The sequence below is a fragment of the Deltaproteobacteria bacterium genome (assembly GCA_026129095.1).
GTDB lineage: Bacteria > JAGRBM01 > JAGRBM01 > JAGRBM01 > JAHCIT01 > JAHCIT01.
In genome coordinates this window covers 1-20570 of record JAHCIT010000003.1, presented here as the reverse complement: position 1 = coordinate 20570, position 20570 = coordinate 1, and the positions used below count along the sequence as shown (strand labels likewise).

Below are 20570 nucleotides of genomic sequence, written 5' to 3'. Positions count from 1 at the left end.
CGTGGATACCCCGCGCTTCACCGCATGCCGGCTTTCATCTCTTCCAGGGTTTCGCGGAACTCGGCCGAGGTGGGCAGTTCGCTGGACGCCTGCTCTACCTCGGCAACGCCCTCTTTCATCCTGCCCTGATTGTACAGAACCACGCCAAGCGCATAGCGCACCCGCGACAGCCGGGAGTTTTTTTCCAGCGCCCGGCGGTAGATCGCCTCGGCGCGAGCGAGATCGCCCGCGTTTTCATAAAGCTCGGCCCACAGGATGACCGGCTCATGCAGGGTGGAGTCGGTATCGAAAGCCATCTCGTAGGCCTTCTCCTCGCCTGCCCGGTGTCCCGCGGCGTTCATCAGTGCCGCCGCCTTCAGTATCCCCCGCGTGTTCTTTTCCGCCCTGAAACGGCCCAGATACTCGTCCACCGCGTCGAACCGCTTCGACGCCACGAGGATTTCAACCGCCTGGATGGCGAGTTGTTCGCGAAAAACCCGGAAGCGCATGCCGTACTGGTTCTCGGATATATCCGCCTCGGCAATGGCGGCGTCGATATCCGCGATGGCACCGGTCGCATCACCCGCGGCGATGCGGGCGCGGGCCCGTTTCTGGTAGAGGGTAATGAGCGACGTGCGGGCATTGGCATAACCGTGGTCCGCGTCCAGAACCCCCCGGTATCTCGTTTCGGCCCCGTCCAGGTCGCCCGCCTTCTCCAGCAGGTAGGCGAGATTGAACAGGACCGACGCTGCCAGAGGTTTCAGGTCCGGATAGTCCGCCGCTAGCGAGGTGGCCGCCTCGAAGTGCTTTCTTGCCGCCGCCGGATCGGAATCGAGCCTCAGCGTTCCCAGCCGGGCCTCGATCAGTGAATCGCCGCACCCGGCAGCGACGAGCGCCTCCAGCCCCTTGCGTGCCGCCGGCGCGGATTTGTCCGATTTTTCAAGGGCAGACAGGTGTTTCTTCGCGTCTTCAAGACATTTGCCGGGAAACCGCCCCTTGTGACGGGCCGCGTAGGCGTCGCCTTCACCGCCAGCCAGAACGGCCAGCGGCAGCAGGACCGCCATGACGACAGCCGGTATCACTGGGCGCATCTCGATCATCCCTTGCACGGCTCCCCCGGTTCGTCGCATGATCGCCTCCGCCCATGAACCCGCCCAATCTCACCGTTCCCCGTGGCCTGCTCATCGCCTACGAGGGTATCGACGGAAGCGGCAAGACCACCCAGAGCAAGCTCGTCTTCGAGGAGCTGCGCCGGAAGGGCTACCCGGTCCGCTGGACGCGGGAACCGACAGACGGGCAGTACGGCCGCGAGATTAGACGGCTGGTGAACGAGGGGAAAGCGGACGACGGGGCGGAAATCTTCCGGCTGTTCCACGAGGACCGGCGCGAGCATGCCAGCCGCGAGCTGTACCCCGCCCTCGTGAACCGCCAGATCGTCATTACCGACCGCTACTATTTTTCGAGTGCCGCCTACCAGGGCTCCATGGGCGTTGATCCGGACCGGATACTGCACCTGAGCGAAGCCGAGTTTCCCAGGCCCGACCTCGTCGTCTGGATCGACTGCAACGTCGATACGGCGCTGGAGCGGATCCGGGCGTCCCGCCCGGAAGGACACGACAGCTTCGAGAAAAAGGAGTTTCTGGAAAAAGTCCGGTCACAGTATGCCCGCTTCAGGCGGCGGGACGACTGGTACTGGGTGGAACCCGAACTGTCGCTGGAACAGTCGGTCCGCACCGCGACCGCCCGGATCGAATCGGTTGCCGCCAAGGCCCGCCGCAATGCGGAAACCCCCTGAACGATCAGGCTGTTGCCATTCCCGGCACTTCCATGACAAAAGGCACCCCCATGAAGGGGATTCCTGCTTGAACCTGTTAACCCGCCCGCTATTTACCGCACTGCTTTGCCTGCCACTTGTTGCCTGCGGAAACGATCCGGCGCCCGTGATCGAAACCGAGGAGCCGCCCGTTTACGGCATCGTCCAGACGTTCGCGGGCAACGGAACCCAGGGTTTCAGCGGCGACGGCGGACCGGCACTGGAGGCCAGTTTCCATCTGCCGGGCGGCATTGTGATCGACGGGCTCAGCAATGTGTACGTGACGGATGTCCGCAACCACCGGATCCGGCGGATTGACGGTGAAACCGGCATCATCACCACCATCGCCGGAACGGGTGTCGAGGGGAACGGCGACAGCGAGGATGATGGCGACGGCGGACCGGCAGTGAACGCCCGGCTCGCCCGGCCCCGCGAACTGGCCCGCGATGCGGCGGGCAGCCTCCACTTCGTGGAGCTGAACTCCAACCGCTTGCGCAAGATCGAGGCTCATACCGGAATCATCCGCACCGTCACGGGCGGCGGAGCCGAAGGCTTCTCGGGCGACGGCGGACCGGCCATCGAGGCCGAAATTGCCCGCCCTCATGGCATCGCCATCGACGGCGGGGGCAACATCTTCATCGCGGATTTCAACAACCACCGGATCCGGCGAATCGATGCGGCCACCGGCAAGATCGACACCATCGCAGGTGACGGTACTGCTGCATTCTCCGGCGATGACGGACCGGCTGTGGATGCACAGGTGAGCTTCCCGGCCAACGGGGATTTCGATCCGGCCGGGAACTACCTCTTCTGCGACGCAGGCAACCGCCGGGTCCGGCGGATCGACGCCGTGACGGGCATCATCACCACGGTTGTCGGTAATGGCGAAGCTGCGGCTTCGGGCGACGGCGGGCCAGCCACCGGGGCCAGCGTCTTTTCGCCCCATGCCATCGCCTTCGATGCCTTTGGGAACCTGTATGTCGCCGACGCGCCGGGACATCAGATCCGGCGGGTGGACGCCCGGACCGGTGTCATCACCACCATCGCCGGAACGGGTGAGGCCGGATTTTCCGGCGACGGCGGACCGGCCACCGAGGCGATGTTCAACCAGCCCCGCGGCCTGAGAGTCGACTGGCGCACCCACATCCTGTACGTGGCCGAGGGTGTGAACGAACGGTTCCGGACAATCACGCTCCCGCCGCCGGAAGAGTGATATCTCGCCGCCGGACGGCAGGTCTTCCTGCTGGACGACGAGCCGTTCTACCACCCGGAAAAACTGCGCGCCCGCTGGGAACTGGTCCCGGCGGGCGCGGAATCCTTTCAGGAAGTTGCGGGAGCCGCCGAAGCGAACCGTTCCTCCACCCACGGAACCAGCAGGTCCATGAGCTTGTCCACGTCCGGCGTCTCCTTCTGGCCGAAGGGCGGCTCGAAGTAGTGGAGCGCTTCCGGGAAGTTGACGTACTTGCGGTCCTTTGAGACCACGGCCTCGTAGATCGGTTTGGCGTCGGTGTTGGGGAAAATCTCGTTGTCGCGTCCGGCGTTCACGACGATCACCGGTTCCTCGATCTGCTTCAGGTTCGCACGCAGGTCGGCCTTCGACGATACCCCCGACCAGGTGGAGAGCCACGCCCGCGGTGTGCACATGCGGCCGAAGCCCAGGTACTGCCAGTTCATGAGGTCCGGCCGCTCGCTGATGAGCGAGCCGTAGGGACGGTCCGAAGGGTCCAGGTGCCGGTCCACATAGTGCAGGTTCGCCATCGTCCGGTAGATCACCATCACCGGCTCGAACGCTTCTTGCCGGAGTATCCGCATCCGTTTCTCGTAGGGGAGCTTCTTGAACTCCGGATCAGCGCGGAGCAGTTCCGCCCGGCGGAACTCGTCGATGTAGCCCCTGGCGATGCCGTCGATCCGCTTCACGCGGGCGATCTGAGCCGCCCGGAACCGTTCGCAGAACTCCGTCGAGTACTCGGTCCAGTCGGGCGGCTCCCGGAAGCCGTTACGCGGGTCGTACATGTCGAGATCGGGGTCGGTAAGTTCCGGGTTCCGTTCATCCACGACCGACGGGTCGATGCACTCGTTCATGATCTTCCCCTCGCCCTTGTGGGCCGAGCAGAGGATGATGCCATCGGCCGGGACCATCTTGGCGCCTTTAAGCGCGACGGGAATGCCGGCCGGGTCATGGCTCAGCCGCTGCTGCGGCGCGAGCCGGGCCTGGGCCTGGAAGAAGGCGAACAGGCTGCCGCCGCCGGAGTTCCCGAACAGGAGCACCTTCTGGCAGCCCTTCACGTCCTTGAGGTATTTCACGCAGGCGTTGGCATCGAGAATGATCTCCTCGTGGATCGTGTTGGTGTCGTTGTTGGGGTTGCGCGTGTTGGCACCCAGCACGGCAAACCCGGCCTTCGTGAAGCGCGGGACGATGTAGTGGTGGGTAAAGTCCGCACGGGGGTGCATGACCACGACACCGATCCTGGGCTTTTCGTTCCCCTTCGCCGTCCAGTAGAGGCCGCGAAGCTCGCGGAAGTCGTCCGCCTTCATCGTCACCGGCTCGCACTGGGCGTGCTCCGGCCAGATACGGAAGTTGAACGGCATTCCGAGCCAGTAGGTCTTGGAGACGAGGATGGGCATGACGGAAAATCCCCCCGGAAAAGAAATGAGTCCGGGCATCAGAACCCGGACTCATCCGTCTGGCGAAAACCGGCGGGAGTGTCAATAAACGGGCGGGGCTACCGGGTCAGAAGGCCAGTTTCCCGCCGAACAGGAAGGCGAGAGAGTTGTAGCGGTAATTGTCCTTGCCCAGGTTACCAATCTCCGCTTTTGCGTTGTTCGTCTTGTAGGCAATCTCAAGTCCCAGGAACGCGTTTTCCTTCACTTCATACTCGCCGCCCACCGCAAGCCTGAACGCAACCATGGGATTCGGCTTGACCTTCGGTGTGACACCGGGAGCCATATCGAAAAAGTTGATATTGGCACCAAGCCCAAAACTTCCGGTCAACACAACTTTCGAACCCGTCAGCCGTGCCCGCGCTTCAGCATAGGGAATAATCGAAACGACGTGGCCGGTCCCCGCCTTCAGGCCACCGACTTTCAAGTCATGACTTTCCCATTCTGACATCAGCCCGATTGCCACAATATCGTCAATAACCCTCGCAAAGGAAGCATTCACATGGGGTCCGGGATCCGCCTTCACACCACCATAGGCAACCTTTGCCGGAACCAGCGACAATCCGGCCCTCAACCCGCCGAGCCAGTAGTTCTGCCGCCGCGCCGTTCCGTAGACAATGCCGTCATCAGCCGGTTCCTGCGCCGCGGCAGAACCCGCCAGCAGAACCCCTGTCATTATAAAAATCGAAAAAATGTACACAGTTGCCCATCCAGGTGTTCGCATACTTCCTCCTCTTCAAGCTTTTCTAAAGCATGATAACACAGTTATGCGGATTATACTAAATCGCTGCGACACTAATATACATTTTTTTTTCCAGTTGGCGAACTCGCTCCACCACAACCAGAGTCGCTTCCTGAGAACCGGCCGCCAATCAGAAAATCAGCCGGGCGCCGAACAGGAGCGCGAGCGAGTTCATCCGGTAGCTGCCGCTCGTCACGCTAGCCGCCGCGCTCCGGATGCTGGAGTCGTTGATCTTGTAGGCAAGCTCCATCGTCACGGCGGCCGTATCCGCGAATACCCAGTCGGCCCCGATACCGAAGCGGTAGGCCTCCTTGTTCCGGGCATTCAGCGCCCCGAAGCTCGGATCGTCGTCTAGATCGTTGATGTTGACGCCGATGCCCAGATTGGCGAACGGCACCACCGGCATTCCCGGCAGGTCGAGGCGGGCCTCGGCGAAGGGGAGAACGGAAAAGGTGTAGTGGTCGCCCAGCTTCAGGGTGCCCTGCCGGACGTCGTGGCGTTCGGCGTCCAGCATCAGGCCCACCAGCAGCGGCTTGGCGATGCGGTACCCGCCGTGAATGTTCAGGTGCCCGCCCGCGTCGGCGTCCTTGTTGCCGTCCACCTTCTGCAGGATCCACGAAATGCCGCCCCGCGCCCCCAGCACCCAGTTGCCGTCGGCTCGGACCGGTGATGCCCCGCTGAAAAGGACAGCCAGAAACACCATACACTGCAAGGGTGAAAACCGGATGTTCAGCACTTGTATTTTCCTCCTGAAAAATGGCCCAGCCCGGGGAGAAGCCTAACCGGGGCTCCAGCGAAAAACAGTGACTCAAGACACCAGCGCGCCGCCTTGAAAACCCCCTCGCCCGACCCCACACTGACACAAGGCGTCAGCGGCGCTGATGCCCGCAACCGGGTTACACCCGGCGGAGCCACGGACGACAACATGGAACTGGCCGAAAAGATCGACCCCACCCTGGACCTCGCTGGCGAGATCGTGCGCCTAAAGAAGGAGCGCAACGCCGTCATCCTCGCGCACTACTACCAGGAGGATGACATCCAGGACATCGCCGATTTCATCGGCGACTCTCTCCAGCTCGCGCAGGCGGCCAAATCCACCGCCGCCGACGTCATCGTTTTCTGCGGCGTCCACTTCATGGCCGAGACGGCCAAGATCCTGAACCCCTCGCGCACGGTCGTGATCCCCGACATGGACGCCGGGTGCAGCCTCGCCGACGGTTGCCCGGCCCCGGAGTTCGCCCGGTTCAGGGCGCAGCACCCGGACCATTTCGTCGTGAGCTACATCAACTGCTCGGCGGCAGTGAAAGCGCTCTCGGACGTGATCTGCACCTCGTCCAACGCGGTGAAGATCGTCAGCCGGATCCCGAAGGACCGGCCCGTCATCTTCGCCCCGGACAAGCACCTCGGCGCCTGGGTGAGGAAGCAGACCGGCCGCGACGACATGGTGCTCTGGAACGGCACCTGCATCGTCCACGAGACGTTCAGCGAGCGCAAACTCATTGATCTCAAGGTCCGCCACCCCCAGGCGAAGGTGATCGCACACCCCGAGTGCACCGCGCCGGTGCTGAACCTTGCCGACCACATCGGCTCGACGAAGGCGCTCCTCGAATACACGCGGCAGTCGGAGGCCAGCGAGTTCATCGTCGCCACCGAGCCGGGCATCATCCACCAGATGGAGAAATACTCGCCCCGGAAGAAGTTCATCCCCGCCCCCGGCGAGGACGAATCGTGCAACTGCAACGAGTGTCCCTACATGAAGCTCAACACGATGGAGAAAATCTACGCCGCCATGAGGGATCTGAAGCCCACGATCGAGATGGACGAGGCCGTCCGGCTGAAGGCCCTCAAGCCGCTGGAGCTCATGCTCGAATGGAGCGCGTGAAGCTGCCGGACAAACCGGCCCGGCGGCATCCGGGCTGGATGCGTTTGGGGGCCGTCGCGGGCTCGTTTGCCCTGGCCTGCGCGGGAGTGGTGGCGGCCGAACTCACCTTGCGGGCCGCCGGGTTTACCTGGTTTATCTCGGTTTCCGCCAGTGAGAAACCCGGATACATTTTCGATCATAAAGGGAAAGGCCCTTTTCGGTCGGGATCAATCCGCACAAACAATAGTTTAGGCCACCGAGCACCAGAACCGACGGAGTTCAGATGTTCAGTTCCCATCATCGCATTAGGAGATTCATTTACTCAGGGACACTTGTTGCCTGACGGACAATCCTGGCCGGAACAACTTGATAGACGTCTTAAAGGAAAGGGCCTCGATGCTTGTGTATACAACGCCGGAGTTCCGGGCACAGGTTTGGCCGAACAAAGACGACACCTCAATCGTGTATTACAAGGGGGGGGGGGGGCTACCCCATTCGCGGTCATCCATATGTTCTTTTTCAACGACTTCTTAGAGATCGCCAGTCCAATGACTGCGGAAGCAATCCGAAGCAACTCCTTCTTTCCCCTCTTTTTACTTCAAGGACTCACAACAAGCTCGCTGCGTTTTCATTATCATTTGGCTTGGAAGCATGAATGGATACGTAGTTCGATCCCACCAGCAAGCCTCCTGCATATTCTTTGGCCGGTTGGATACGACAATGACTTGAAAACTGCATACACAATCCTATGGGAGGAGTTTGCAAGGGAGCTGGATACAAATGGGACACATTTGCTTACTGGCTTGATCCCGAACTTTACATCCATGCTCCGCGAGCAGGCTCCCGAACTCGAAACGCTTCTGGATGCCCACCGGAAACGAGGAATCCCCCATTACGTCTTTACCCGGAAGGATTTCCCCGAAGACCCCATGCTGTTCAACGATTTTCATTTCAACGCCGGTGCCTACGGCCGGATCGCGGAACGGTTCGAGTCCATGTTCACGGAAACCCTGTCGGCAAATCCCGCCTCCGATAGCCCCTTGACTCCCTGAGCCGTTTCGGCCACAAAAGGCGCCTTCCGGGGGTGTCCCGGCAGGGCCGCTTCGGGCGGTTTCCTGAGCAAAGACGGAGAGTTAGCATGCACGCCGTAATCATTACCCAGGGCAAGCAGTACCGCGTCGCCCAAGGCGACAGGCTCGTCCTCGACCGGGTGGACGCCGCGCCGGGCAGCGAGGTCACCATCGACAAGGTGCTGGTCGTGGAAAAGGACGGCGGCGAGACGGTGGTCGGCAAACCGTACGTGAGCGGCGCGAAGGTGACGCTCAAGGTGATCGAGGAGATGCGCGGCCCCAAGATTCTCATCTGGAAGCACCGGCGGCGGAAGAACTCCCGCAAGCGTCAGGGTTTCCGGGCCGAGCAGTCCCGGGTGGAAGTGACGGCGATCTCGGCCTGAGCCGGCGCCAGTCAGCAGCAGCAGCAGGAAGGTTTTTGAGTCATGGCAGATCGGGTTAACGGACGCGATTCCCACGGGCAGCGGCGAGGCGTCAAGCGCGCCGACGGACAGACCGTGCAGCCGGGCAACATCATCGTGCGCCAGGTCGGCACGCGGGTTCACCCCGGCCGCAACGTGGCCATGGGCAACGACTTCACCATCTTCGCCACCGCCGAGGGAACCGTGAAGTTCACCCGGTGGGGCAAGGCCAGGAAGCGGGTCCATGTGATCCCGCTCGAGGAGGCCGCGGCCGCCAAGGGCTGATCGTCTTCCCAACGGTTCCGGCCCCCAAGGCACTCCGCGCCCCCTTCGCCGCCAGCCGGCAAGGGGGCGCAGCATATCAGGATACCCATGCGGTTCATCGACGAAGTCACGATTCACGTCGCTTCCGGCCACGGAGGCCCGGGCTGCGTCGCCTTCCGGCGGGAGAAGTTCCGCCCCAAGGGCGGGCCATCGGGCGGCAATGGCGGCGCGGGCGGCAGCGTGATCCTGAGGGCCAGCACCCGCAAGCACACCCTTCTCGACTTCCGCTACCAGCCCCGCGCCATAGCGAAAAACGGCCAGCAGGGGATGGGGAACGACATGTACGGGAGGGACGCGGAGAACCTCGTCCTCGAAGTGCCCGTGGGAACCCGCGCCTACCGGGCGGACACGAACGAAATCATCTGCGACCTGACCGAGGACGGGCAGGAGATCGTCATCGCCAAGGGCGGCAGGGGCGGCATGGGGAACATGCACTTTGCCACCGCCCGGCGGCAGACACCCCGCTACGCGCAGCCCGGCGAGCCCGGCGAGGAGATGGACGTCCGGCTTGAGCTGCAACTGCTGGCCGACGTGGGACTGGTGGGCCTTCCCAATGCCGGCAAGTCCACGCTCATCAGCCGGATATCCTCCGCCCGGCCCAAGATCGCCGACTACCCGTTCACGACGCTCGCGCCGAACCTGGGCGTCGTCGAGTGGGCGGAGTTCAAGACCTACGTCGTCGCCGACCTGCCGGGAATAATCGAAGGTGCCCATCATGGCGCGGGCCTCGGCATCCGGTTCCTGAAGCATGCGCGGCGCTCGCGGGTGCTGCTGTTCGTGATCGATGTGGCCGCACCGGAAGACCCCGTGGCGACGTACGACCTCCTTCTCAAGGAGATCCGGGCCTTCGACAAGTCCATGCTCGACAAGCCCCGGCTCGTCGCCCTGAACAAGATGGACACGAACCCTGACGCCGCTATCCTCAAGAAACTGCTCGCCCGGTTCAAGCGCAAGAAGGTCGAGGTGTGGACAATTTCCGGTGTTTCCGGCCAGAACATACCGGAACTGAAGACCCGGCTTGGGCACCTGCTGGAGGAGATGGGGGCACGCACCCATGCCGAGGCCGTGGAACCCGAAGCCACTGAAGCCGCCGGAGACGACTGGTGAAACGCAGCGACATTCCCGAGGTCCGCCGGGCCGTCATCAAGCTGGGCTCGCGGGTGCTCGTGAGCGGCGACCGGATCGACGCCGCACGCCTTGGCCGCCTCGTTGACGAAATCGCCGCGCTCCGCAAGCGGGGGCTTGAAGTGGCTGTCGTGACCTCCGGTGCCGTGGCCTCTGGCCGCTCGCGGCTTGGCCTGAAGGAAAAGCCGAAAACGATCCCGCTCAAGCAGGCCACCGCCGCCGTGGGCCAGAGTCTCCTCATGCACTCCTACGGGCAGGAGTTCGGCCGCCACGGGCTTGTCACCGGGCAGGTGCTCATCACGCAGCAGGTGGTCAGCAACCGGCAGCTTTATCTGAACGCCCGGAACACGCTCGAAACCCTGTTCGAGCTGGGCGTCGTGCCGGTCATCAACGAGAACGACACGGTATCGGTCGAGGAGATCAAGTTCGGCGACAACGACAGGCTTTCGGCCATCGTCGCGGGCCTTTTGCAGGCGCAGCTTCTGGTGATCCTCACTGACGTGGACGGACTCTACGACCAGAACCCGAACGAGCACCCGGACGCCCGGCGAATCGGCGAGGTTTCCCAGATCACCGACAGCCTGAAAGGGCTTGCCGGCGGCACCTCGTCGGAGGTTGGCCTCGGCGGGATGAAGACCAAGCTGGACGCGGCCGAGACCGGAACCCGCGGCGGCGCGGCCGTCGTCATCGCCTCCGGCATCCGCGAGGGTGTCCTCAGCCGGGTTTTCGCCGGAGAGGACGAGGGGACGTTCTTCGCTCCCGACGAGAAGGGCATGTCGCGCCGCCGCCACTGGATCGCCCACACGCTCCAGCCAAAAGGGGAGCTGGTCCTCGACGCCGGCGCCACGCAGGCACTCCGGGGCGGGAAGAAATCGCTGCTCCCGGCAGGCGTGCGCGAGGTCCGCGGGGAGTTCGATCCCGGCGACTGCGTGAAGTGCCTCGCCCCCGACGGCCGGGAGTTCGCACGCGGGATCGTGGCCTACGGCTCCCGGGACGCGGCCCGGATCGCCGGGCGCAAGACCGAGGAGATCGAAAAGCTTCTCGGCTACCGGGACGTGGACGAGCTCATCCACCGGGATGACCTCGTAATCCTGAACGGTTAGTGTAGATCCGGGTGCCGGAAGGAGTGTTCTGTGTCCCTCGCTGATGACATGCTGAAGGTGGCCCACGGCGGCAAGCTCGCCGCCATCCGGGGGGCCCGGCTTTCGACCACGGTGAAGAACCAGGCGCTGCTCGCCATCGCCGACGGCATCGTCGCGGCGAAAAGCCAGCTCGAAGCGGCTAACCGGCTCGATGTCGAGGCCGCCGAAAAGTCCGGTCTTGCCAGCGCAATGGTGGACCGGCTCAGGCTCACGCCCAAGGTGATGGACCAGATGGTCAAGGGGCTGCGCGAGGTCGCCGCCCTGCCCGACCCGGTGGGTTCGGTATCGCGCCAGTGGATCCGGCCCAACGGCATGCGCGTGGGGAAAATGCGGATCCCGCTTGGCGTCATCCTCATCATCTACGAATCCCGGCCCAACGTGACCGTGGATGCCGCCGCCCTGTGCCTGAAGGCCGGCAATGCCGTCATCCTGCGCGGCGGCAAGGAGGCACTCCACTCGAATCTCGCGCTCGGCGAGGTCATCCGGGGGGCTCTGAAGAGCACTGGCGTGCCAGGCGACCTGGTGCAGGTGCTCCAGACCACCGACCGCACGGCGATGGAAGAACTGCTCAAGCTCGACGAGGAGATCGACCTCGTGATTCCCCGCGGCGGCGAGGCCCTGATCCGCTACGTGGCCGAGAAAAGCCGCATCCCGGTCATCAAGCACTACAAGGGAACCTGCCACGTCTACGTGGACGAAAGTGCCGACACGAAGATGGCGAGCGACATCGCCTTCAACGGCAAGGTCCAGCGCCCCGGCGTCTGCAACGCGCTCGAAACCCTGCTCGTCCATGAAAAGGCCGCCCCGGCGTTCCTGCCCGGCGCCCTGAAGCGGATGCACGAAGCGGGCGTGGAACTTCGAGTCTGCCCCGGGACGGCGAAGCTGGCCGGCGGCGTCCCCACCAGGCCAGCCACCGAGGCCGACTGGTACGCCGAATACCTGGACCTCATTCTCGCCGTACGGATCGTCCCCTCCATTGATGCGGCGATCGACCACATCTCGACCTATGGCTCCAACCACACGGAAACGATCGTCACCAGCGACTATGCGCGCTCGCAGCAGTTCCTGAAGGAGGTCAACTCCTCCTGCGTCTTCATCAATGCCTCGACCCGGTTCTCGGACGGCTTCGAACTGGGGCTTGGCGCCGAGATCGGCATATCCACCACCAAGCTCCACGCCTACGGTCCGATGGGCGTGGAGGAACTGACAACGGAGAAGTTCTTCATCTACGGCGACGGACAGGTCCGCGCCTGAGCCCCATCTATGCCAGCAAAACGGAAACCCGCGAAGAAAACAGCCCCGAAACGAAAGCCCGCACCCCCGCGTGCAAAAACCCGGAAGGCTCCGGCGGCGGCGAGGCCGAAAACCCGGAAAACCCCGCCGCCTCCTCCCCGGAAGGCGGCCCCCCCACGCAGTCCCGCCGCCCGGCCCGATCCAGCCAGGATCCAGCTCGACCGGCTTGTCGCGGCCCTTCTCGACAAGAAGGGGCTCGCGGTGACGAGTATCTACGTGGGGCCGATGGTCGCCTATACGGACTACTTCCTCGTCGTGACCGGCACGTCGGCGCGGCACAACCAGACCCTGAGCGACGCCGTGAGCGAATCGGAACGGAAGGCCGGACGCGACAAGCCCCGGACCGAGGGATACGGCACCGGCCTGTGGATCGTCGCCGACGCGGGCGACGTGGTTGTGCATATCTTCGATGATGCCTCCCGCCACTATTACGACCTGGAACGGCTTTTCCCGGATGCGGAGCGCAGGCTGTACGGCGAGGATGGCCGCGTGGTGGACCTGCCCCGTGCGGGCCGCCCGGCCAGATGAAACTGGCCGTCATCTGCACCGGGAAACTGAAGCCGGGCCCGCTGGCCGAGCTGTCGGCCGACTATGCCAAACGGATTGGCCGGTTCTGTACGCTGGAACTGCGTGAGGTACCCGAGACGAAAATCCGCGACCGCTCGCCCTCGGAGGCCGACCGGCGACGGGCGAGCGGAGAAGAAGGGGCCCGGATCCTCCAGAAGGCCGAAGGGGCTCTCTATGCACTGACGCCGGAGGGGAAGCCCCTCTCGACGCTGGAATGGAAGCAGCTTCTCGACCGGATCGAACTGTCCGGCCGGGCGGCATCGTTCGCCATCGGCGGCCCGTTCGGTCTTGCGGCGGATGTCAAGCGGAATGCCCGTGAACTCGTTTCGCTCTCGCCGGCCACCTTCACCCATGAACTTGCCCGCGTGCTGCTTCTGGAGCAACTTTACCGGGCTTGGACGCTCAAGAAGGGCGTCCCTTACCATTACTGACCGAAACGAGGCGGCCGCATGCCCACACGCGAACAGACCGGACAGTGCAAGGCGAAGCTGGAGGAGATGCGCACGGCGCTGCTCCGCGAGGTGGCGAGCCTGAAGGAATCGACCGCCGCCCTCGAGGCCGAACAGGGGGCGTCCGATCTCGCCGATGCCGCCATGTCGATCTACGACAAGGCGTTCATCGGCCGGATGTCGCTCGCCGACCAGAAAATCCTGGAGCGGGTGGACGCCGCGCTCCAGCGGATCAACACGCCTGACTTCGGCACTTGCGCCGACTGCGGCGACGAAATCCCGTTCAAGCGGCTGATGGCGGTTCCGTACAGCGAGCGGTGCGTCGCGTGCCAGGAGATCGTCGAGCGAGACGAACGAACCCGCGCCACCGGCGAGACGGCCGGTGCAGAAGGTCTCGAATAGGGCGCAGGCCCAGAGGGAGGACTGAAAGCCGGAATGGGCGGGAAGAAACCGGTACTGCTGGTGATCGTGGACGGCTGGGGACTCGGCAAGGACGAGCCTTCCAACGCCGTGAAGGCCGCCAACACGCCATTCATCGAAAATCTGTTCGCCGGGAACCCCTGGGTTCCGGTCAAGACCTCCGGTGAGGACGTGGGCCTCCCCAAGGGACAGATGGGAAACTCCGAGGTCGGCCACCTCAACATCGGCGCGGGGCGGATCGTCTACCAGAGCCTGTCGCTCATCTACCGGGAAATCGAGCAAGGGACGTTCTTCACCAACAAGGAACTCACCGGCCTGTGCCAGAAGGTCCGTGACGCCAACGGTGCCCTGCACCTCATGGGACTCGTTTCCGACGGCGGCGTCCACAGCCACATTGACCACCTGGTCGCGCTGCTCAAGCTGGCCAAGGAGCAGGAGATCAAGAGAGTCTACGTCCACGCCTTCCTCGACGGCCGGGACACCGCCCCCAAGAGCGCGCCGGAGTTCATCCAGCAGCTGGAGGCGGCGCAGGCCGACCTCGAAACGGGGAAAATCGCCACCGTTTCCGGGCGTTTCTACGCCATGGACCGCGACAAGCGGTGGGACCGCATCCAGGCGGCCTACGACGCGATGCTGAACGGCCGGGCCGAGTTCACGGCTACCTCGGCACGGGAGGCGGTCGAGGCGGCATACGCCCGCGGCGAGACGGACGAGTTCGTCAAGCCCACGATCATCACCAACGAGCGCAAGAACGCCGTGGGCCAGATCAACGACCGTGACGGCGTGATCTTCTTCAACTTCCGGGCCGACCGGGCACGGGAGATGAGCCGTGCGCTCACCGACGCGCAGTTCCAGGAGTTCGAGCGCGGAAGGGTGCCAAAGCTCTCTGGCTACGTCTGCTTCACCGAATATGACGCCACGCTGAAGCTCCCCTTTGCGTTCACGAACGAGGAGCCGAAGAACACACTCGGCGAGGTAATCTCGAAGGCAAAGCTCACGCAGCTCCGTGCCGCCGAGACCGAGAAATACGCCCACGTGACCTACTTCTTCAGCGGCGGTCAGGAAAAGGTGTTCGAGGGCGAGGACCGCATCCTCGTCCCCTCGCCCAAGGATGTGAAGACCTATGACCTCAAGCCGGAGATGAGCGCCGCCGAGCTGACCGGCAGGGTGATCGAGGCCATCGGGAAGAAGACGTACGACTTCATCGCCCTCAACTACGCCAATTCCGACCAGGTTGGGCACACAGGCATCTTCGAGGCGGCAGTGAAGGCCAACGAGGCAGTGGACCAGTGCCTTGCACGCCTTGTCCCCGCCGCGCAGGAGAAGGGCTACACGGTGCTCGTCACGGCCGACCACGGCAACTCCGAGCAGATGGCGGACGCCGCCGGGAAGCCCTACACGCAGCACACCACCAACCCCGTCGCCTTCATCCTCGTGGAGCCGAAGCCAGACGGGAAGCGGGAACTCCGTCAGGGCGGCCGCCTCAGCGACATCGCGCCGACCATCCTCGACATCATGGGCATCAAGGAACCGCCGGAGATGACCGGCCAGTCCCTGATCGAGCATCACGAGTAGGTTCACCGGTGAAAATCCTCCACACCATGATCCGCACCGGGAACCTCGAACGTTCCATTGATTTCTATATCCGCGTGCTCGGCATGAAACTGCTCCGCAGGAAGGATTACCCGGATGGCAAGTTCACGCTGGCCTTCGTCGGCTACGGTTCCGAGGACGACCACACTGTCATCGAGCTCACCTACAACTGGGGCGTGGACCACTACGACATCGGCACCGCCTTCGGCCACATCGCCATCGGCGTGGACGGCATCTACCAGATCTGCGACGAGGTAAAGGCCAAAGGCGGCCGGGTGACGCGGGAACCCGGCCCCATGAAGCACGGCCCGACGGTGATCGCCTTCATAGAGGATCCGGACGGATACAAGATCGAACTGATCGAGAACAGGAGCAGGCAGCATGGGTAATCCCGAAGACGACGTTCATGGTTTCAAATGCCGGCTCGTCTGGACCGGCGGCGGCGCGCAGCCGTTCGCCTATGAAACCTATTCCCGCGAATACCGCGTCGATTTCGACGGGAAGGGTTCCCTCAGCGGCAGTTCCGCCCCCGCGTTCCGGGGGGATGCCGGCCTCCACAATCCTGAGGATTTCCTGATGGCGGCGGTCGTTTCATGCCATTTCCTCACCTACATCGCCCTCTGCGCGAAATCGCGGATCGAAGTGCTCGCCTACGAGGACGCCCCTGAGGGGACGATGGAAAAGGTGAACGGCGTCGTGAAGTTCAGCAGCATCGTGCTCCACCCCAGGGTCACGGTGAGAAAAGGCGCCAATACCGAACGGGCCATCGCCCTCCACGAACGCGCCCATGCCCACTGCTTCATCGCCAATTCCGTCAATTTTCCCGTGACGGCCGTACCACGAATCGTGGAGAGCTGAGGCGGGTTCTGCCCCGGCATCACCGGGAAGGCCCTCCTACTCCTTCAGGCCCAGTTCCTTCAGCCGCTTGCGCAGCGTGTTGCGGTTGATGCCGAGGGCATCGGCCGCGCGGAGCTGGTTCGAGTGCAGCCGGTCCAGGACGAGGCGGAGCAGCGGCCGCTCGGCCATCTCCAGCACCTGATGGTAGAGCTCGCCGCGCCGGTTGAGGTCTGTTTTCATGATGAACCGGACCAGGTGCTGCTCGACGAGGCTCTCCAGCGACGCCTCGGCCTCGGCCGCCCCCGGAACCGGATCGGTGCTGAAGAACTGCACGATGTCGTCGCGGCTGATGACGTTGCCCGACGAGAGGAGAAGCGCCCGCTTGACGAGGTTTTCCAGCTCGCGGACGTTGCCGGGAAAGGCGTAGTTCCTGAGCGCCTCCACCGCATCCGGGGCGAGATAGCGGTTTCCGAGGCTGAACTGGGCCGAATACCGGGCAAGGAAACTGTCGGCCAGCAGCGGGATATCCTCCTTGCGCGCCCTCAGGGGCGGCACCTCGATCTGGATCACGTTCAGCCGGTAGTAGAGATCCTCGCGGAAGGTGCGGTCGCGCACCATGTCGGAAAGCTGGCGGTTGGTGGCCGTGATGAGCCGCACGTCCACCCGGATCGGCTTCTCGCCGCCCACCCGGTCGATGGTCCCGTCCTGGAGGACGCGGAGCAGCTTCGACTGGAGGTCCAGCGACATCTCGCCGATCTCGTCGAGGAACAGCGTTCCGCCGCTGGCGAGCTCGAACTTGCCCTTGCGCCGGTCGGTGGCACCGGTAAATGCGCCCTTTTCGTGGCCGAACAGCTCGCTCTCCAGCAGGTCGCGGGGGATGGCCGCGGCGTTCACGGCGACGAACGGCTGCTTCGCACGCGAGCTGTTGAGATGCGTGATGCGGGCGATGAGTTCCTTCCCGGTGCCCGATTCGCCGTGGATCAGCACGGCGGCGGTGGAGTCGGCCACCCGGCCGATCAGCTTGTAGATCTGCTGCATCGGCCCCGAACGGCCCAGCAGCACCGGCTCGCCCTCGGCGGCGGGAGGCGCGGCCTCGGCCCCGGCAGGGGCTTTCGGCACAGCAGTGGCGAGTTCCCGCTCCTTGCGGCGGCTCTCCAGGGCGCGGGCGGCGAGCAGCTCGGCCTGCTCCAGGTCGAACGGCTTGGTCAGGTAGTCGTATGCGCCGAGTTTCATCGCCTGCACGGCGTTCTGCATGGTGTTCTGCGCCGTCATGATGATGACCATCGGCGGGCGGGCGAGCCCGCGGCACCGGGTCAGGAGATCGAGGCCCGACGGCCCCGGCATCTTCACGTCGAGGAACGCGAGCGCATACCCCCCCTCGCCGAGCCGCTTCCACGCCTCGTCGCCGTCCACGGCGTAGTCCACCGCGTAGCCCTTCGCTTCGAGGGCTTTCCCCAGCACGAACCTGAGGCTCTGCTCGTCATCGGCAACCAGTATTTTCGCGCTCATCGCGTCACCTCATGCTCCTGCCCGCTGGCGGGCCGCCTCCGGCAGGTGGACCACGAAGGTCGCCCCCTCGCCCGGTTGCGAGTTCACCGTGAGAAACCCCTCGTGCTCGCGGACGATCTGGTGGGCCGTGGCCAGTCCCAGGCCCGTCCCGTCCTGCCTGGTGGTGAAAAACGGCGTGAACAGGCGTCCGAAATGCTCCGGCCGGATGCCGGGGCCGCGGTCGGTGACCGACACCTCGATCAGGCGGCGGTAGCCCCGTTCCTCGACCTCCCGGAACCGGAAGGTGTTGACGAGCCGCGTGCCGATGATGACCGACCGGCCCTCCGGGGAGGCCTGCACCGCGTTCTGGACGAGGTTCAGGAACACCTGCTTGAGCTGCCCGGCGTCGCCGGCCACCGGCGGCAGGCTGGGGTCGTATTCGCGCACGAACTCCTGCCCCGGCCGGGCGAGGCGGACCAGGGCGACCGTCTCGTCGAGAAGCTGGTGGATGTTCAGTTCCTCGGGCATCACCTGTTCCTGCTTGGCGAACCGGAGCAGCCGTTCGATGAGGCCGTTCACCCGCTCCACCTCGCGGCGGACGATCTGCGCCGCCTCCCGGCCCGTGTCCGAGAGCGAGCCCTCGCGGAGCAGCAGTTCGGCCGCCCCGGCGATGCCGCCAAGGGGGTTCTTGATCTCGTGGGCGAGGCCCGCCGCGATGGTGCCCATCGAGGCCAGCCGGTCGCTGCGGACGAGGTCACGCTCCATCTCCACCGTCCGGGTGCGGTCAATGATCGTCACCGTCGTGCCCCGGCGGGCGCCGCCGTCGTCGTTGAGCGGCGTCACCTTGAGCGCCACCGGCACCCGCTCCGGGTGTCCGGGCAGTCCTGGCGGGAAGTCGAGGAACGCGCTGCGGTCGGCAAGGCTGATGCCGCGCTCGCCCGACGTGGCAATCATTCCGGCCAGATGCGGCTGGTTCAGCGCGTCCGAGTAGTGCAGCCCCACAGCCGACTGGCGCGAGAGGCCGAGGAGCTTCTCGGCTGCGTCGTTCAGGTATTCGATCCCGCCCTCCGGCGAGAGCACCAGTACGCCGTCCTCGAAACTGTCGAAGATCACCCGCCAGTCGAGGGCGCCGGACACCGGCTTCTGGCTGGGCTTAGCCGGCATAGGCGAGGCAGTCCTCCGGCGTTTCGGGCGGGTTTCCGGCCGAGGCTTCGGGCTCTCCTGCCCACGGGTTCAGGCCCGATGCCTCCAGCGTGTCGAAATAGGCGTTCAGGGTGGCCTGCACCGCCGCGGCCTCAAGGAAGCCGAACGCCTGGGCCCGGAGTTGCGCCGAGTTGCGAAGCCCCTTCGTGTACCAGCCGATGTGTTTCCGGAACATCCTGACGCCCCGGTTCTCGCCGTAGAGGCTGCAACTGCCGTCGAGGTGCTCCAGCATGACGGCGCGCAGTCCGGCGACGGACGGGCGGCCGGGGTCGGGCTTTCCCGCGAGCCCGGCAAGGGCGCGGCGGAATATCCACGGATTCCCCTGGGCCCCGCGGGCGAGATAACAGCCGTCCACGCCCGTCTCCCGCTGCATGCGGATGACATCGGCCGGCGTGAACAGGTCGCCGCTCCCGAACACGGGGATGCGGCTGATCTCCTTCGCGGCTTTCAGGAAGTTCCAGTTCGCCTTCCCGGTGTACTGCTGGGCGCGGGTGCGCGGGTGGAAGGCGATGGCGTCGAGCCCCTCTTCCCCGGCGATGCGGACCACCTCGGTGAAGACGAGCGATTCCATGTCCCAGCCCGCCCGTATCTTGCAGGTGAAGGTGCCGCCGATGGCCTTCCGCATGGCGGCGAAGATGCGGCCGATGAGGACGAGATCCTTGAGGAGGCCGGAGCCCGCCTCGTGGTTGGCAACCTTCGGAACCGGGCAGCCCATGTTGAGGTCGATCCACTGGACGCCCTTCGATTCGAGGAGCGTGCAGGCTTTTGCGAGCACGTCCGGGTCGCCGCCAAACACCTGCACGGCGAGCGGCGCGTCCTCGGCGGCGGTACGCAGGAGATCGAACGTCTTTTTCGAATCGTGCAGCAGCGCGACGCTGCTCAGCATCTCGGTAAAGCAGAGGGCCGCGCCCTCGCGGCGGGTCACGCGCCGGGTGGCCAGATCCGTCACGCCGCACATGGGAGCGAGCACCAGATTGCCCGCCAGCCGGACCCGGCCGACCGTCACACCCTCTATAGGGGTTCCGTCCGGTTTTTCGCCCGTTTTGTCCGCTGCCACATTCATATTCATCGGAAAGCGCCTGTTTACAGGCTTAAAGTGATATTAAAGGCATTTATCTGGCATTTTTGCCGGTTTGCGTATTTTTTAGGCTGCCCAGTAACTATGCAAACCGCCTTTTTCAGGATTTGCCGAACGGCACGGGAAGTCAACCGGCGGGCCGGTGACAAGACGAAAACAGTACGGCCTGAGGCGTGGTGAGCCGTGGTGAGGTGAGGTTTCCAGATGCCTCACCCCCTTAATCCCCCGAGAGGGGATGGCCTCACCCCCTATAATCCCCCTCTCCGGGAACCGGAGAGGGGGAGAGGATTGTTCCCGCCCTGAAGGAAACCACTCCCCCTGCCCCCTCTCCGGGAACCGGAGAGGGGGAGAGGATTGTTCCCGCCCTCTCCAGTTCCTGGAGAGGGCCGCGACCCGTCAGGGGCGCGGGGTGAGGCAGAAGGAAGGATGGCCTCACCCCCTTAATCCCCCTCTCCGGGAACCGGAGAGGGGGAGAGGATTGCTCCCGCCCTCTCCAGTTCCTGGAGAGGGCCGCGACCCGTCAG

General features: G+C 64.4%; 22 protein-coding genes. 15 read left to right on the top strand and 7 right to left on the bottom strand.

Annotated elements, in window-relative coordinates; translation table 11 throughout:
* Positions 1-17 precede the first annotated feature (17 nt).
* Positions 18-1109, bottom strand: a complete 1092-nt coding sequence (locus tag KIT79_05060) for a tetratricopeptide repeat protein (GenBank protein ID MCW5828665.1) — start codon at positions 1107-1109, stop codon at positions 18-20.
* A gap of 14 nt (positions 1110-1123) precedes the next feature.
* On the opposite strand from KIT79_05060, the gene tmk reads away from it, so the two are divergent.
* Positions 1124-1774 carry a dTMP kinase gene (gene tmk, locus KIT79_05055; protein ID MCW5828664.1) on the top strand — a complete coding sequence of 217 codons (651 nt, stop codon included), beginning with the start codon at positions 1124-1126 and terminating at the stop codon, positions 1772-1774.
* Between the two features lie 67 nt (positions 1775-1841).
* The gene (locus KIT79_05050; GenBank protein ID MCW5828663.1) at positions 1842-3005 is read left to right on the top strand and encodes a hypothetical protein; all 1164 of its coding nucleotides are present in this window, start codon (positions 1842-1844) and stop codon (positions 3003-3005) included.
* A gap of 107 nt (positions 3006-3112) precedes the next feature.
* Here the strand turns inward: KIT79_05050 and KIT79_05045 are convergent, their stop codons facing one another.
* From KIT79_05045 to KIT79_05035, 3 genes are all read right to left on the bottom strand, one after another.
* Positions 3113-4417 carry a hypothetical protein gene (locus tag KIT79_05045; GenBank protein ID MCW5828662.1) on the bottom strand — a complete coding sequence of 435 codons (1305 nt, stop codon included), beginning with the start codon at positions 4415-4417 and terminating at the stop codon, positions 3113-3115.
* Between the two features lie 106 nt (positions 4418-4523).
* Positions 4524-5177: a hypothetical protein gene (locus tag KIT79_05040; protein MCW5828661.1), complete on the bottom strand. Its 654-nt coding sequence runs from the start codon at positions 5175-5177 to the stop codon at positions 4524-4526.
* A gap of 148 nt (positions 5178-5325) precedes the next feature.
* Complete coding sequence (locus KIT79_05035) at positions 5326-5931, bottom strand: outer membrane beta-barrel protein (GenBank protein MCW5828660.1); 606 nt, start codon at positions 5929-5931, stop codon at positions 5326-5328.
* Positions 5932-6120: 189 nt separating this feature from the next.
* Here KIT79_05035 and nadA point away from each other — a divergent pair, with 189 nt between their 5' ends.
* From nadA to KIT79_04970, 13 genes are all read left to right on the top strand, one after another.
* Entirely contained in the window at positions 6121-7077 is a 957-nt protein-coding gene (gene nadA, locus KIT79_05030) for a quinolinate synthase NadA (GenBank protein ID MCW5828659.1), read from the top strand.
* Entirely contained in the window at positions 7065-8108 is a 1044-nt protein-coding gene (locus tag KIT79_05025) for a hypothetical protein (protein MCW5828658.1), read from the top strand. Before nadA ends, KIT79_05025 begins: the two co-directional genes overlap by 13 nt.
* Positions 8109-8194: 86 nt before the next feature.
* Complete coding sequence (gene rplU / locus KIT79_05020) at positions 8195-8509, top strand: 50S ribosomal protein L21 (protein MCW5828657.1); 315 nt, start codon at positions 8195-8197, stop codon at positions 8507-8509.
* A 42-nt stretch (positions 8510-8551) separates the two neighbouring features.
* Positions 8552-8812 carry a 50S ribosomal protein L27 gene (gene rpmA / locus KIT79_05015; protein MCW5828656.1) on the top strand — a complete coding sequence of 87 codons (261 nt, stop codon included), beginning with the start codon at positions 8552-8554 and terminating at the stop codon, positions 8810-8812.
* An 87-nt stretch (positions 8813-8899) separates the two neighbouring features.
* Positions 8900-9958 carry a GTPase ObgE gene (obgE, locus tag KIT79_05010; GenBank protein ID MCW5828655.1) on the top strand — a complete coding sequence of 353 codons (1059 nt, stop codon included), beginning with the start codon at positions 8900-8902 and terminating at the stop codon, positions 9956-9958.
* Positions 9955-11079 carry a glutamate 5-kinase gene (gene proB / locus KIT79_05005; GenBank protein MCW5828654.1) on the top strand — a complete coding sequence of 375 codons (1125 nt, stop codon included), beginning with the start codon at positions 9955-9957 and terminating at the stop codon, positions 11077-11079. The genes obgE and proB overlap by 4 nt, the downstream gene beginning before the upstream one ends.
* Before the next feature lie 30 nt (positions 11080-11109).
* Entirely contained in the window at positions 11110-12372 is a 1263-nt protein-coding gene (locus tag KIT79_05000) for a glutamate-5-semialdehyde dehydrogenase (GenBank protein ID MCW5828653.1), read from the top strand.
* A gap of 9 nt (positions 12373-12381) precedes the next feature.
* On the top strand, positions 12382-12939 hold the full coding sequence (gene rsfS / locus KIT79_04995; GenBank protein MCW5828652.1) for a ribosome silencing factor: 558 nt from the start codon (positions 12382-12384) through the stop codon (positions 12937-12939).
* Complete coding sequence (locus tag KIT79_04990; GenBank protein ID MCW5828651.1) at positions 12936-13409, top strand: 23S rRNA (pseudouridine(1915)-N(3))-methyltransferase RlmH; 474 nt, start codon at positions 12936-12938, stop codon at positions 13407-13409. Before rsfS ends, KIT79_04990 begins: the two co-directional genes overlap by 4 nt.
* 18 nt (positions 13410-13427) lie before the next feature.
* The gene (locus KIT79_04985; GenBank protein MCW5828650.1) at positions 13428-13829 is read left to right on the top strand and encodes a TraR/DksA family transcriptional regulator; all 402 of its coding nucleotides are present in this window, start codon (positions 13428-13430) and stop codon (positions 13827-13829) included.
* A gap of 33 nt (positions 13830-13862) precedes the next feature.
* Positions 13863-15422: a 2,3-bisphosphoglycerate-independent phosphoglycerate mutase gene (gpmI, locus tag KIT79_04980; protein MCW5828649.1), complete on the top strand. Its 1560-nt coding sequence runs from the start codon at positions 13863-13865 to the stop codon at positions 15420-15422.
* Between the two features lie 8 nt (positions 15423-15430).
* Positions 15431-15829 (top strand): lactoylglutathione lyase, encoded by a 399-nt coding sequence (gene gloA / locus KIT79_04975; GenBank protein ID MCW5828648.1) that lies wholly within the window; start codon positions 15431-15433, stop codon positions 15827-15829.
* On the top strand, positions 15822-16298 hold the full coding sequence (locus tag KIT79_04970) for an OsmC family protein (GenBank protein MCW5828647.1): 477 nt from the start codon (positions 15822-15824) through the stop codon (positions 16296-16298). The genes gloA and KIT79_04970 overlap by 8 nt, the downstream gene beginning before the upstream one ends.
* A gap of 36 nt (positions 16299-16334) precedes the next feature.
* Here KIT79_04970 and KIT79_04965 read toward each other — a convergent pair whose 3' ends face one another.
* Genes KIT79_04965 through dusB form a run of 3 tightly spaced genes read right to left on the bottom strand, consistent with a single transcriptional unit; the run spans position 16335 to position 20025 of the window.
* The gene (locus KIT79_04965) at positions 16335-17786 is read right to left on the bottom strand and encodes a sigma-54-dependent Fis family transcriptional regulator (GenBank protein ID MCW5828646.1); all 1452 of its coding nucleotides are present in this window, start codon (positions 17784-17786) and stop codon (positions 16335-16337) included.
* 9 nt (positions 17787-17795) lie between these two features.
* On the bottom strand, positions 17796-18929 hold the full coding sequence (locus KIT79_04960) for a PAS domain-containing protein (protein MCW5828645.1): 1134 nt from the start codon (positions 18927-18929) through the stop codon (positions 17796-17798).
* Entirely contained in the window at positions 18919-20025 is a 1107-nt protein-coding gene (dusB, locus tag KIT79_04955; protein MCW5828644.1) for a tRNA dihydrouridine synthase DusB, read from the bottom strand. The genes KIT79_04960 and dusB overlap by 11 nt, the downstream gene beginning before the upstream one ends.
* Between the last annotated feature and the right edge of the window lie 545 nt (positions 20026-20570).

Bases quoted from the DNA above. Each gene is read 5' to 3' on its own strand.
- KIT79_05060 (MCW5828665.1), bottom strand. From the start codon at position 1,109: ATGCGACGAACCGGGGGAGCCGTGCAAGGGATGATCGAGATGCGCCCA.
- tmk (MCW5828664.1), top strand. From the start codon at position 1,124: ATGAACCCGCCCAATCTCACCGTTCCCCGTGGCCTGCTCATCGCCTAC.
- KIT79_05045 (MCW5828662.1), bottom strand. From the start codon at position 4,417: ATGCCCATCCTCGTCTCCAAGACCTACTGGCTCGGAATGCCGTTCAAC.
- KIT79_05040 (MCW5828661.1), bottom strand. From the start codon at position 5,177: ATGCGAACACCTGGATGGGCAACTGTGTACATTTTTTCGATTTTTATA.
- nadA (MCW5828659.1), top strand. From the start codon at position 6,121: ATGGAACTGGCCGAAAAGATCGACCCCACCCTGGACCTCGCTGGCGAG.
- KIT79_05025 (MCW5828658.1), top strand. From the start codon at position 7,065: ATGGAGCGCGTGAAGCTGCCGGACAAACCGGCCCGGCGGCATCCGGGC.
- rplU (MCW5828657.1), top strand. From the start codon at position 8,195: ATGCACGCCGTAATCATTACCCAGGGCAAGCAGTACCGCGTCGCCCAA.
- rpmA (MCW5828656.1), top strand. From the start codon at position 8,552: ATGGCAGATCGGGTTAACGGACGCGATTCCCACGGGCAGCGGCGAGGC.
- obgE (MCW5828655.1), top strand. From the start codon at position 8,900: ATGCGGTTCATCGACGAAGTCACGATTCACGTCGCTTCCGGCCACGGA.
- rsfS (MCW5828652.1), top strand. From the start codon at position 12,382: ATGCCAGCAAAACGGAAACCCGCGAAGAAAACAGCCCCGAAACGAAAG.
- KIT79_04990 (MCW5828651.1), top strand. From the start codon at position 12,936: ATGAAACTGGCCGTCATCTGCACCGGGAAACTGAAGCCGGGCCCGCTG.
- KIT79_04985 (MCW5828650.1), top strand. From the start codon at position 13,428: ATGCCCACACGCGAACAGACCGGACAGTGCAAGGCGAAGCTGGAGGAG.
- gpmI (MCW5828649.1), top strand. From the start codon at position 13,863: ATGGGCGGGAAGAAACCGGTACTGCTGGTGATCGTGGACGGCTGGGGA.
- KIT79_04970 (MCW5828647.1), top strand. From the start codon at position 15,822: ATGGGTAATCCCGAAGACGACGTTCATGGTTTCAAATGCCGGCTCGTC.
- KIT79_04965 (MCW5828646.1), bottom strand. From the start codon at position 17,786: ATGAGCGCGAAAATACTGGTTGCCGATGACGAGCAGAGCCTCAGGTTC.
- KIT79_04960 (MCW5828645.1), bottom strand. From the start codon at position 18,929: ATGCCGGCTAAGCCCAGCCAGAAGCCGGTGTCCGGCGCCCTCGACTGG.